The following is a 12,463-nucleotide window of genomic DNA, read 5'->3' as shown; positions in this document are numbered from 1 at the left end:
AGATGGCAAAACCACTCTCAATCACTAGTAGCCTACCCACTTTTAGCGTGACATGGCGCGCCTATTTTGAAATGACTAAACCTAAAGTAGTCGCACTGATGCTACTCACTGTCTTAGTCGGCATGTGTTTGGCTGTGCCCCATGCGGTACCCGTTCAACCTTTGCTCGCTGGTATGCTTGGCATTGCCATGATGGCAGGCTCGGCGGCGGCCTTAAATCATCTGATCGATCGCCGTATCGATGGCTTAATGGCGCGCACCTACAATCGCCCACTGCCTAAGGGACGCATTTCGGCCTCACGTGCGTTAATTTTTGCCGCCTGCTTAGGTAGCTTTGGTTTTATTATTTTATATTTATGGGTTAATCCACTCACTGCTTGGTTAACGTTTGCCAGCCTGATTGGCTACGCCTTGGTTTATACTGCCTATTTGAAACGCGCGACATCACAAAATATCGTGATCGGCGGTCTTGCGGGTGCTATGCCACCATTATTGGGATGGACAGCAGTCACTAACGAATTGCACGGCCATGCATTGTTGCTCGTGATCATTATTTTTACGTGGACGCCACCACATTTTTGGGCATTAGCCATTCACAGACGTGCCGAATATGCCAAAGTAGATATTCCCATGTTACCTGTTACCCACGGAATCGAATTTACCAAAACCTGCATCTTGCTTTACACGGTATTATTAGCGGTTGCTTGCCTATTACCCGTACTGGTTGGCATGTGTGGACCAGCCTACTTTGTATGCTCTAGCTTGCTCAGTACAGGGTTTATCTATAAGGCGTGGCAACTTAAATATCGCGATCATGATGGCCTAGCAATGCAGGTATTTCGCTTTTCTATCTACCATTTGATGTTGTTATTCATGGCATTACTACTTGACCATTATTTGTGGAATTAGTTTGTAGCGCTAACGAGTATTGATGGAGCTTACTGTATGCAAAAAAGAATTTTAGTCGGCGCCATTTTATTGATTGGCCTTGGCGGCCTATTTGCGGTGAAATTTAACTCGCCTAAACCGCTCGAATTAGAGAGTGGTTTGCTATTTCCACAGGCCTATGAAATAGCGCCCTTTGAATTAGTTGATCAGCACAAACAACCTTTTACTAATGCCAACTTACAAGGCAAGTGGAGCTTGTTTTTTATCGGTTTTACTTTTTGCCCCGATGTGTGTCCGACTACCTTAAATAAACTCACCGCCGCTTATCCTGAACTCAATCAAATAGCGCCACTGCAAGTGGTATTTTTATCCGTTGATCCTAAACGGGATACACCGGATAAACTGCTGACCTATGTGAATTTTTTTAATCCGGAATTTAAAGCAGTGACAGGCGAACAAACACAAATATTTCCTCTCACCCGCAGCTTAGGGCTGGCTTATGCCATGGTTGGTGAGGGGGATAACTACCAAGTTGACCACAGCGCAGGCTATGTATTGGTGTCCCCGCAAGGAACACGAGTCGCAGTATTCAAACCTACGGCAACCTTGGGAAAACCACCGCAGGTCGTTAATGATAAAATGATCAATGATTTTAGAAAAATCGTAACCTACTATAAATCAAGCTATTAATCACTCTTTAATCCAAGAGCCATCATCCTTTGGCCTCACCCAAGGCTGAGAAAACCAATAGTAGCCATTACGCGCATTACTGGGCGCGGTGCAATTGTAACGCGAGCGTCCCGCAGGTAAGGCTAAATCCGCTTGAATACTAAACTCATTTTCACTGTGCCAAGTTGGCTTTTTTGAACCCTGACCTTGGATATAACACATCACTTTTTTGGCAGAGATGTCACTCATATCGAGCGTGACTTTAAGCTCTGGCCGCCAATGGCCGCCCGTTAATTCTGGATCGCTAGGACTTTGCGTTATCACAGGCATATTTAAACTGTATAACTTAGCCTTAAGGCTTTTTAAATCAGCATATTGTCCCGCAACTGGAAATCGCGGCAGCGCGGTTAAGGGCGAATAAGGGCCTGCAGCACCAGACTGTTGTCCAAAAGCGACAAAACCGTTGGCGGTTAACATGTCCTGCAAAGCTTGATTGTACTCACCGTAGGGATACGCCAGCATTTTAAAATTGTGCCCAGTCGCATCTAAAATGGCTTTTTCTGTATCCAAAATATTGGTTTTTATTCGTGCTATCCACTGTGCCTGTGATTCATTACTTAACTTACGGATCAAATGTTCATGAGCCCAACTGTGATTGGCGATATCTGCGCCTTCCTTCGCTAACTTAACCAATTCATCCCAGCTCATCATCTCGGTAAACTTTTGTTTAATCGGCTCAATTGCCACAAACAAGGTGTAGGGGAATCCAAATTCCTTTAGGATGGGATGTGCGGTCGTGGCTATGCTGCGATAGCCATCATCAAAGGTAATCGCGACTGTTTTTGCGGATAAATCTTGTTTTTGCTTTATCGCTTCAACCACTTGAGAAAGCGGGATCACCTTAAAGCCATCGTCAACGAGAAACTGCATTTGCTCACGAAATTGTGCAGGTGTAACGCTGGTCGCCGCCGGAGTGGTTTCTGACACATGGTGGTATTGCAAAATAACCACCCCGTGGGCCGAAAAAGTGATTAGCCCGATGAGTGCCAACAGCGCACGTTTAACCATAATGTGAATACCTCTAAAATTAATGAATACGACTAAATCAACTTGGCTCGACCTAATGTTTAACGGCGCGAAAAATCGTCAATTACTGGCGCTCGCGTTGCCCATGATACTCTCCAACATCACTATTCCACTTTTGGGCTTAGTCGATACGGCTGTTATAGGTCATCTGAGTGAAGCCTATTATTTAGGTGGAGTCGCTGTTGGGTCAACAATTATCACATTAATCATTTGGTTATTGGGATTTTTGCGTATGGCGACAACGGGGTTAGTCGCACAAGCATTTGGCGCTGACGATCTGCCCGCCCAGCATAAACTCTTAGTCCAAGGCGCTATGCTAGCGCTATTATTGGGTGTTGGAGTTATCGCGATGCAAGTCCCGATACTCAATTTAGCACTAGGGTTATCCGAAGCGAGTAGTGAGGTTGAGCGATATTGCCGCGAATATTTTCAGGTACGGATTTGGTCAACGCCCTTCGCCTTGCTCAATTTAGTGATGTTAGGCTGGTTATTAGGACGGCAACAACCTAAAGCCGCTATGTGGCAACTTATCTTAGCCAACCTTGCCAATATTATTCTTGATGTCATATTCGTACTCGGTTTTGGCTGGGGTGTTAAAGGCGCAGCACTCGCCTCAGTATTTGCCGATATGACCGCCTTCTCCGTCGCGCTGACTATGGTGTTACAACAACTTAAACGCGCAACCGATTTTCAATTATCCCAGTTACTTACCCATGTTACGTTTGCGGGTTATGGCAAATTACTGAGGCTAAATACCGATATTTTTATCCGCAGCCTGTGCCTGCAGATAGCCTTTGCCTTTATGACATTTCATGGTGCTGGTTTAGGCGATAATACCGTTGCCGCCAATGCAGTGTTACTGAATTTACTACTGTTAATTTCTTATGCTCTGGATGGTATTGCCTATTACGCTGAGGCAGAAGTCGGCCGAGCCTACGGGCAAAAGCAAGCTAAGCAATTAAAGGAAGCGGTGATCTTAGCTTGGTGTTGGTCCGCGATTACGGCTCTAGGGTTTTGTGCCTTTTTCGGCCTTTTTGGTAGCAAAATTATCGCATTATTAACCAGCATTAATGAGGTCAGAACTACTGCGCAAACCTATCTTATCTGGCTAATATTCTTGCCTTTATGGTCCTTTAGCTCGTATTTATTCGATGGGGTTTACATAGGTGCAGCTAAAGGAAAAGTAATGCGTAACAGCATGATACTTGCTACCTTCGGCGCATTTTTCCCCACTTGGTATTTACTGCAACAGCTATTATCGCCAGAGCAAGGTAATCATGCACTCTGGGCTGCCATTAGCGCCTTTATGATCGTGAGAAGTTTAACGCTTGCGGGTCACTATTATTTCAGTAAGGATTTCTTGGTTTAAACTAACACGGCTCGTAAACAACCCTATTAGTGCCACAAAATAATTTGCGAGTGTAAAATGAAAAACGCGACCCAAAAGGTCGCGTTTTTTATTAAAATCAGTAAATAAGATTAAGCGTAAGAATGCTCGCCATGCTGATGATCTGTCACATCACGCACACCAGTCAACTCACCTGGGAACATGTCTAACAATTGTTTTTCGATACCATCCTTTAAGGTGATATCAACTTGAGAACAACCGTTACATCCACCGCCGAACTGTAATATTGCAACGCCTTCGGTCGTGATTTCAACCAGCATAATATTGCCACCGTGACTTGCCAACTGAGGGTTAATCTCAGATTGGATCACATATTCAATACGCTCAACTAAAGGTGCATCACCAGACACTTTACGCATTTTAGCATTGGGGGCTTTCAGCGTAAGTTGAGAACCTAATTGGTCCGTCACAAAATCAATAGTGGCATCTTCAAGGAAAGGCGCGCTTTTTTCATCAACCATAGCCTTGAAACCTGTAAACTCGATTTCAATATCATCACTTTCAACAGCATCTGGTGGACAGTAAGACACACCGCACTCGGCTTGCGAGGTTCCTGGACTGATCACAAATACGCGAATATGAGTGCCTTCAGGTTGATCTGCTAACAACTTAACAAAATGGGCTTGAGCCGTATCGGAAATAGTAATCATGAAAACCTGCTCCGTCAGGGGATACCTGAGTGTTTTAGTAAGAATTAGCCGTATGATACTCCGACTCACCCTTGCTTTGTAGTCCCTTGGATAGCAAGTTTATGGATTTTTGCCATAACGGTCACCATTTAACACTACTATTTCGATGAATATAACGGCATAGCATCGATAAATAAAAATGAAATAATTCTAATAAGACAATCACTTAATCAGATATCAACTAGAACCACAAACTTGCCAGTTCATTCGCTATCAAGGTCATCGAGCAAGCCCGGAGCCTCAGCACGCGCCAGACACCACACTTGAACATGCACGTAGCGCGCCTCAAATAAGCGCGCAATTTCAGAAACAGTAGTCCCTGTGGTGACCACATCATCAACCAGTGCAACACGTTGGAACGCAAAATCATCCGCTAATATAAAGGCATCATGTAAATTGCGTCGTCGCTGTGCACCCGAAAGCCCTGCCTGCGGTCGAGTATCTTGTCTGCGCGTTAGCCCTTCGTCCACCAGCGGCAACTGTAAGAGCTGCGATAACTCACGGGCAATTAACCATGCCTGATTAAATCCCCTTTGTTGTAAACGCTTAGGGTGTAGCGGCACAGGCATTATGGCTTGGGGAAGCGTGATTAATCCTTGTTGCTCTAATACCTTAATACGCGTGACTAAAGCACGACATAACACAGGTAAAGCCGCAAGCTGACCTTGATACTTTATAGCGCCAATCCAAGCGCCTAAACCTTGATGATAACTACAAGGCGCAATCACTTTTCGCGGTTGGTGTTTTTGGCATTCACCACAATAATCGACCTCAATTTGCATCGACTTGCCGCAGCCTAAACAAATCGGGCCGTGATATAAGCCAGAATGCAGGCAAATAGCACAAATGCCGCTCTCGGGGAGTGATATCGATTGGTGGCACAGCAAGCAACGGTTAGGTAAACTGCTCGCTAGCCAAGTAGTACCAAGTTGATATCCTAAACGCATTATCCGCAAAGCGGCTGGCAGCCAAATCCTTTTGACAACATGCGACATATATTCACCTAATCGATTTTTGAGGCACTCAAGTGAGCCAAATGACATCCACACATTCAGCCAATTTACATATTGAAATAATAGGCCAAGGGCCTGATCTGGTGATGCTTCACGGTTGGGGAGTCAATAGCGCTGTGTTTACGCCATTACATGAGTCACTGTCTCAGTATAGGGTGCACTATGTCGACTTGCCGGGCTTTGGCCATAGTCAGCAGATAGAAGGTGGGCTATCCACTTGGGTTGATGCCTTAGTGGCAGCATTACCAGAACACGCCATTTGGGCGGGCTGGTCACTCGGGGGGCTTGTTGCGACTCAGGCAGCACTGAGTTATCCACAAAAAATCAAAGGCTTGATGACTATCGCCTCATCCCCCTGTTTTATGGCGAAAGATGATGAAGCTTGGCCAGGTATCCCCCCCCAAGTACTCAATCAATTTAGTGAACAGCTTGAGCAAAATTTACCTCGCACGATAGAACGATTTCTGGCAATTCAAGCTATGGGCAGCGAAACCGCTAAAGAAGATATCAAACAGCTGCGCGATCTTGTCCTGGCCCGCCCTTTACCGACTGCCACAGCGTTAGCACAGGGCTTAAGTATGTTGACTGACATCGACTTAAGATCGCAACTTACAGAGCTACAGCTGCCTTGGCTTAGAATTTGGGGGCGACTTGATGGACTTGTGCCTAAACGCGTGCAACCTAAAATGCCAATGGCGAGCCACATTGAAGATGCTATGTTAGCCAAAGCCTCCCATGCGCCGTTTATTTCCCATCAACAGGAGTTTTTGCAGGTATTTATGCCTTGGTTAACACTACAGACACGCTAATGCTTTATCTTTAAGCGATTAATGGCTAGTATTTAACCATCAATGCACTAAGGGATTTTCTATGTTAGTTGTCAGTAACTACCCCCAAGTTCCGCTAGCGACCACTAATGTCGCGACGGACTCGGCTCGGGTCGACAACCAACTGAAACCTGTGGTCATTCCCCCACAAGCAGCAACTAAGGGGCACCAAGAACGTGCCTTTAATCCGCAGAATGAACGCACAGCGGAGCAAACTCAACAACAAACCAAAACCCTTGAGCATAATCAGCAACAAGTTCAAGAAAAACAACAGCAGCAACACTCCTCCCAACAACAAAGCCAACAACAGCAAGAGAGAAAGGCGCCCCTTGTAGTCGCTGAGCGTGTTTTGCCCAAAATGCTAAAAATGGCCATAAGAGGTCAAGCAGCACTACAACGTAAGGATATACGCCTCAAAGTCAGCCAAGACGCAGCAAGTTATATCAACAATAGTGCTAAAGCTAACACAACAATTAGCGTTACGCGGCAATTCCCCCAAGATGAGCCAAACCATTTCTATCAACAACTCGGGCAACGTATTAGCCTGTTCTATGAACGGCAAACACAACCAGAACAAGAACCCGCTTTGTCGACGTCGATTTAATCTCTTTATTTACACAAATAAAAATGCCGCTAAATAGCGGCATTTTTATTCTATTGAATATTTATTTCGCTAAGCGATACAGCTCTTTTTGATACGCTAAACTACCCCACAAAGCCCAACTCAATGCTTTCTTTTCTAACGCTTGTGCCGCTGGGATGTGAGGTGTTAGTTGCTTAGTGTGTTTATTATATTGGAAACCTTGTGCAGCTTTTTCTGGCTGCAGAATGACTACGTCATTACCTTCCATTAAGGCAAAATTTTTATCGTATTGCATTAACGCGCGGCCAGGCCAATCATCACTGACTTGCGTTAAGTCACGGCCAAGCATAGGGTAAGAGTCCGAAATACCAATCAATGATAACAGTGTTGGTGGTAAATCGATTTGACTTACAATGCGCTGATCGCGCTTTGGCGCTAGATTATCCCCAAGGATTAAACCCGGAATACGAAAACGCGATATAGGTACCAGATCTGCACCAACGACCCGACTGTCATGGTCAGCAACAACGATAAAAATCGTGTCTTTCCAGTAATCGGCATTTTTCGCCAACTTAAAAAACTCGCCAATAGCATAATCGGCATACTTTGCCGCATTATTACGAGTTTGTTTCGGTTCTTCGTAAAGTTTAATACGGTCATCGGGGAACTCGAATGGATCATGATTACTTGAGCTAAAGACTAAACTAAAGAAGGGTTTGCCTTCGCTGTGCAGGCGTTCAAACTCACTATTAGCCTTACGCATTAAGTCTTCGTCAGATGCGCCCCACGAGCCGACAAAGGCCGGAGACTTATAATCTTTCTGGTCTATGATGTCGCTAAAACCATTGCCCAAGAAAAAGCTGCGCATATTATCGAAATGACTCTCGCCACCATAGATAAATTGGGTGGTATAGCCATGATTTTTAAGTAGTTCGGCAATACTGAAAAAGCCAACTTGGCTTTTTCCCAATTTGACCACCGACCGAGCTGGCGTCGGCGTAAAGCCAGTGGTTACTGCTTCGATTCCGCGCACGGAGCGAGTTCCTGTGGCGTACAAATTATCGAAATACCAACCCTCTTTAGATAAAGCGTCGATATTAGGAGTGAGGGGTAAACCGCCTAAGCTACCCACAAAACGCGCGCCTAAACTCTCTTGCAATAAAATAACTAAATTCTTTGGCTTACCGGTATAACTGGCTTGATTAAAGCTCAGCGACGGAACATCGGTTGAGGTAAATGCACTTTCAGGACGGCCACTTTCCTGCCGAATAGTAGCAATAATATCCTTATCATCTAGATCGCCATAAACGTCTGACGCCTCTTCTTCATTCCCCATCTGCTTGATTGCAAAAACTAATGAATAAGCAGAGTTAATAACCAAAGAGTTCACCAATGGATCATCGACAAAAGCTACCATCGCAGGGTTAATCGGCCTATGGCCTAAAGTTGAGCGAGCACCTACGATCGTGAGAGCAATCACAAGCAACGCCAACACAGGGCGCCAATACCAACGTGGAAAGCGAAGATTTTTTGTGAGTTTACCGCTTAATATCCAACCACCCCAGAGCGTGCCAATTGTTAACAATACCGAGAAAAAGAGTTCGAATTTACGGCCCGCCCAGAACATAGATAACACTTCTTTCGGGTAGATCAGGTATTCCACATACAAACGGTTTGGGCGAATACCGTATTCTTCAATAAATGCAGGCGTCGATGCCTCCAAAAATAGGATGACCCACAGACCAACCGTTAACCATACGCGTAAAATAAACTGCCATAAACGCCCAACGGCATGATCACCAGAAAAGAGTGCGGTTCCTAACGCTGCGATACCCCATAACCAACACAGAGTTGCTATATCAACGCGTAACCCCTGCATTAAGAGGTGTGACCAACCATCAACAGCAGCGACGCGATCGGCCTGCCACAACCCCAAAGCGATACGGCTTAAGGTGGTAACCAATATGACTAATAGCGAAAATATAAAGACGGTACGAAAAGGCCCATGGGCCTTATTCTGCCCACGAGAAAATAAACTTGCTTGCATGTGTTACCCCAAAACATATAAAAAGCCACTCTGCTTTGGAGTGTCAATTCGAGAAAATCAGTTAATAAGCCATGCTATGACAACTGACTTTGCTTAACGTTGCATTAAATGCCAACGTTATATTCCGTAAAGCGGCATTTATGCAACAATTTTGTGAATAACAAGTAAAAAATGATGGCTCGGACACAATCTGTATCCGAGTCTTGATATTACAGCAGTTACTTTTTCAGTTTAGCGAAGGCATCGGCAAACGCATTTCCCATAGCCGCATTGGCAGAGGCTTTAGGTGCCGATTTTTGTGCAGGTCGAGATATAGGTTTTGCCAACACGGGGGTCTTAGCGTTATTACTTCGACTTTGGCTACTGGGTCGTGATTGGGATTTAGTTTGATCGATAGCTTCATCCAAACGCATACTTAAGCTAATACGGCGGCGCTCAACATCCACCTCCATTACTTTAACTTTCACTACATCACCTGCTTTCACCACGGTATGGGGATCGCTGATAAATTTATCGGTCAATGAAGATATATGTACTAAACCATCTTGGTGCACGCCAATATCGACAAAAGCACCAAAGTTAGTCACGTTGGTCACCACACCCTCAAGCACCATTTCGGCTTTTAAATGCTTAAGCTCTTCAATACCATCTTTGAAGGTTGCAGTTTTAAACTCGCCACGGGGATCGCGGCCGGGTTTATCAAGCTCAGCCAAAATATCGGTCACGGTTGGTAAACCAAAATCTGGCGTAATAAAGTCCTGCGCTTTTATGCTACGCAATAGCGCTGAGTTACCTATCAGGCTCGCCAATTCAACTTGCTTAGCCTTAGCAATTGATTCCACCAGCGAATACGCCTCTGGATGCACAGATGAAGCATCCAGTGGATTGTCACCAGCACTGATGCGTAAAAATCCTGCCGCTTGTTCATAAGCCTTAGGCCCTAAACGTGGTACTTTTAATAACTCTTTGCGGTTTTTAAACTGACCATTGGCATCGCGATAATCCACTACATTTTTAGCTAATGTTTTATTTAAACCCGCCACTTGCGACAACAAGGGCGCAGAAGCCATATTAAGATCGACACCCACACCGTTTACGCAATCCTCAACCACAGCTTCGAGCGAACCCGATAGTTGGCTCTGACTCACGTCGTGCTGATATTGACCGACACCGATAGATTTAGGCTCAATTTTAACCAGCTCAGCTAACGGATCTTGCAATCGGCGAGCAATCGATACCGCGCCACGAATCGAGACATCAAGATCTGGGAACTCCAGCGCCGCTAATTCAGAGGCTGAATATACCGATGCACCCGCTTCACTAACCATCACTTTGGTCAACTGTGGATGGGTATCTTTCACGCTGGCAATTAACTCAGCGGCTAATTTGTCAGTTTCGCGCGATGCGGTACCGTTACCAATCGCAATCAACTCAACCTTATGCATTTTGACTAAGTTCGCCAAAGTACGAATCGACTTTTCCCACAAATTTTGTGGTGCGTGCGGGAAAATCGTCGCATGGCACAACATCTTGCCAGTGTTATCCACCACAGCCACTTTCACGCCAGTGCGTAAACCGGGGTCCAGTCCCATAGTGGCTTTTGCGCCTGCAGGTGCCGCCATCAGTAAGTCGCCTAAATTACGGGCAAAGACTTTAATCGCTTCTGCTTCAGCGCGCTCACGCATTTGCGAAATAAACTCGGTTTCCATTTGCAGGGCAATTTTGATGCGCCATGTTGCCGTAACTACAGTTTTCAACCATTGATCGACGCCGCTATCACCCAGTTTAAGGTGTAAATGATCAGCAATAATCACCTCACAATAACTACCTTGACCCACTTGCGCAGCGGGATCGGCATTCATCGATAGGGATAAAAAGCCTTCATTGCGGCCCCGTAGCATAGCCAAGGCACGGTGTGATGGGATTTTAGCTAACTGCTCGGTATGCTCGAAATAGTCGCGAAATTTCGCGCCCTCTTTCTCTTTACCAGCGATTAGGCGACTTTCTAATACGCTATTTTGGCCTAAATGCTCACGCACCTTACGCAATAACTCGGCATCTTCGGCGTAACGTTCCATGAGGATATAGCGCGTACCTTCAAGCACGGCTTTGATGTCAGCAAACCCTGCATCGCTATTAATATATTCGCTCGCTTTAGCGTCTATATCGGCGTTACGGTCAGCCAATAACGCATCAGCTAATGGCTCTAATCCTGCTTCAATCGCGATTTGCCCCTTAGTGCGGCGCTTAGGTTTGAAGGGCAAATATAAGTCTTCGAGACGTGTTTTACTGTCCGCCTCGTCAATCGCCCATTGTAATTCTGGCGTTAACTTACCCTGAGCTTGGATGCTAGACAGGATCACTTGACGCCTGTCGTTCAGCTCACGCAGGTAACCTAAACGTGTGTACAAGGTACGCAGTTGCGTATCATCTAAACCGCCCGTGGCTTCTTTACGGTAGCGGGCGACGAAGGGAACCGTGGCACCATCGTCAAGCAGAGTGATGGTTGCGGTGACTTGTTGCTCACGAACATTCAGTTCTTGAGCGATAATTTGAGCGATATTATGAGCATGAGTTTGCATAAATAAAGTGTCGTGCCTAGCTGATAAAGTAAGTCGTTATTGCGCCAAAGATACCACAGGCGCGCGGTAAGTTTCATGCTAAAGCCAAGTTCAAATCACAGAGTTTGATCTTTCCCTGAGTTTCTTCGCCGTTATCTAAAATTGACCCGCGCCATCCAATCGTTACTCGGGCACACCAGTGAGATTATCTTCAAACGGTGAATAACGTATCTGATTGATATACCATTCTTTTGGTCCTGACGGTGTTTGTACTACCACCTCGTCATCCACTTGCTTGCCAATTAATGCGCGCGCCATCGGTGAATCAATGGTGATGTAGCCCAATTTAGTATCGAGTTCATCTTTACCCACAATACGGTAACGTACGCGTTCACCCGCTTCGTTTTCGAGTTCAAACCACGCGCCAAAGTAAATTTTACCTTCTTGCTGTGGCGAGTAATCAACAATTTTTAATTCTTCTAACCGCTTAACTAAGTATCTGACTCGGCCATCAATTTGCCTTAACAAACGCTTGTTGTAAGTGTAATCAGCGTTCTCACTACGGTCACCCTGCGCTGCCGCCTCTTGCACTTTAAGGGTGATTTGCGGTCGATATTCTTTCCATAAATACTTCAATTCTTTATCTAAAGCTTGCCAACCTTGACGGGTGATCAAATGTGCTTTCATAACTCT

At 45.4% G+C, this 12,463-nt stretch carries 11 protein-coding genes; 5 read left to right on the top strand and 6 right to left on the bottom strand.

The annotated features are described in order from the left end of the window. Window positions 1–2 precede the first annotated feature (2 nt). Both cyoE and L2717_RS04720 read left to right on the top strand, forming a co-directional pair. Window positions 3–908: a heme o synthase gene (gene cyoE, locus L2717_RS04725; RefSeq protein WP_220772086.1), complete on the top strand. Its 906-nt coding sequence runs from the start codon at window positions 3–5 to the stop codon at window positions 906–908. Window positions 909–944: 36 nt separating this feature from the next. Beyond that, window positions 945–1,577, top strand: a complete 633-nt coding sequence (locus tag L2717_RS04720) for an SCO family protein (protein ID WP_220772084.1) — start codon at window positions 945–947, stop codon at window positions 1,575–1,577. Here L2717_RS04720 and L2717_RS04715 read toward each other — a convergent pair whose 3' ends face one another. After that, window positions 1,578–2,624 (bottom strand): polysaccharide deacetylase family protein, encoded by a 1,047-nt coding sequence (locus L2717_RS04715; protein ID WP_220772082.1) that lies wholly within the window; start codon window positions 2,622–2,624, stop codon window positions 1,578–1,580. A 22-nt stretch (window positions 2,625–2,646) separates the two neighbouring features. Between L2717_RS04715 and L2717_RS04710 the strand changes: the two genes are divergently transcribed. Next, window positions 2,647–4,011 (top strand): MATE family efflux transporter, encoded by a 1,365-nt coding sequence (locus L2717_RS04710; RefSeq protein WP_220772080.1) that lies wholly within the window; start codon window positions 2,647–2,649, stop codon window positions 4,009–4,011. A gap of 110 nt (window positions 4,012–4,121) precedes the next feature. Here L2717_RS04710 and nfuA read toward each other — a convergent pair whose 3' ends face one another. Next, the gene (gene nfuA / locus L2717_RS04705; protein ID WP_076497282.1) at window positions 4,122–4,700 is read right to left on the bottom strand and encodes a Fe-S biogenesis protein NfuA; all 579 of its coding nucleotides are present in this window, start codon (window positions 4,698–4,700) and stop codon (window positions 4,122–4,124) included. 242 nt (window positions 4,701–4,942) lie between these two features. Then, window positions 4,943–5,734: a ComFC family protein gene (locus L2717_RS04700; RefSeq protein ID WP_220772078.1), complete on the bottom strand. Its 792-nt coding sequence runs from the start codon at window positions 5,732–5,734 to the stop codon at window positions 4,943–4,945. Window positions 5,735–5,766: 32 nt separating this feature from the next. Between L2717_RS04700 and bioH the strand changes: the two genes are divergently transcribed. Beyond that, complete coding sequence (gene bioH, locus L2717_RS04695; RefSeq protein ID WP_220772076.1) at window positions 5,767–6,561, top strand: pimeloyl-ACP methyl ester esterase BioH; 795 nt, start codon at window positions 5,767–5,769, stop codon at window positions 6,559–6,561. Between the two features lie 61 nt (window positions 6,562–6,622). Further along, window positions 6,623–7,183: a hypothetical protein gene (locus tag L2717_RS04690; protein ID WP_220772075.1), complete on the top strand. Its 561-nt coding sequence runs from the start codon at window positions 6,623–6,625 to the stop codon at window positions 7,181–7,183. A gap of 61 nt (window positions 7,184–7,244) precedes the next feature. On the opposite strand, the gene L2717_RS04685 is transcribed toward L2717_RS04690, so the two are convergent. From L2717_RS04685 to greB, 3 genes are all read right to left on the bottom strand, one after another. After that, on the bottom strand, window positions 7,245–9,209 hold the full coding sequence (locus L2717_RS04685) for an LTA synthase family protein (protein WP_220772073.1): 1,965 nt from the start codon (window positions 9,207–9,209) through the stop codon (window positions 7,245–7,247). 218 nt (window positions 9,210–9,427) lie between these two features. Next, window positions 9,428–11,791 (bottom strand): Tex family protein, encoded by a 2,364-nt coding sequence (locus L2717_RS04680; protein WP_220772071.1) that lies wholly within the window; start codon window positions 11,789–11,791, stop codon window positions 9,428–9,430. Between the two features lie 162 nt (window positions 11,792–11,953). Then, window positions 11,954–12,457: a transcription elongation factor GreB gene (greB, locus tag L2717_RS04675; RefSeq protein ID WP_220772069.1), complete on the bottom strand. Its 504-nt coding sequence runs from the start codon at window positions 12,455–12,457 to the stop codon at window positions 11,954–11,956. Between the last annotated feature and the right edge of the window lie 6 nt (window positions 12,458–12,463).

This window comes from Shewanella glacialipiscicola (genome assembly GCF_023283485.1).
Taxonomy (GTDB): domain Bacteria; phylum Pseudomonadota; class Gammaproteobacteria; order Enterobacterales; family Shewanellaceae; genus Shewanella; species Shewanella glacialipiscicola.
This window is presented reverse-complemented; position numbering and strand designations above follow the sequence as displayed.

What these genes read in the sequence shown, in the direction of transcription:
- greB (WP_220772069.1), bottom strand. Translation starts at nt 12,457, where the DNA reads ATGAAAGCACATTTGATCACCCGTCAAGGTTGGCAAGCTTTAGATAAA.
- L2717_RS04700 (WP_220772078.1), bottom strand. Translation starts at nt 5,734, where the DNA reads ATGTCGCATGTTGTCAAAAGGATTTGGCTGCCAGCCGCTTTGCGGATA.
- cyoE (WP_220772086.1), top strand. Translation starts at nt 3, where the DNA reads ATGGCAAAACCACTCTCAATCACTAGTAGCCTACCCACTTTTAGCGTG.
- L2717_RS04720 (WP_220772084.1), top strand. Translation starts at nt 945, where the DNA reads ATGCAAAAAAGAATTTTAGTCGGCGCCATTTTATTGATTGGCCTTGGC.
- L2717_RS04680 (WP_220772071.1), bottom strand. Translation starts at nt 11,791, where the DNA reads ATGCAAACTCATGCTCATAATATCGCTCAAATTATCGCTCAAGAACTG.
- nfuA (WP_076497282.1), bottom strand. Translation starts at nt 4,700, where the DNA reads ATGATTACTATTTCCGATACGGCTCAAGCCCATTTTGTTAAGTTGTTA.
- L2717_RS04715 (WP_220772082.1), bottom strand. Translation starts at nt 2,624, where the DNA reads ATGGTTAAACGTGCGCTGTTGGCACTCATCGGGCTAATCACTTTTTCG.
- L2717_RS04710 (WP_220772080.1), top strand. Translation starts at nt 2,647, where the DNA reads ATGAATACGACTAAATCAACTTGGCTCGACCTAATGTTTAACGGCGCG.
- L2717_RS04690 (WP_220772075.1), top strand. Translation starts at nt 6,623, where the DNA reads ATGTTAGTTGTCAGTAACTACCCCCAAGTTCCGCTAGCGACCACTAAT.
- L2717_RS04685 (WP_220772073.1), bottom strand. Translation starts at nt 9,209, where the DNA reads ATGCAAGCAAGTTTATTTTCTCGTGGGCAGAATAAGGCCCATGGGCCT.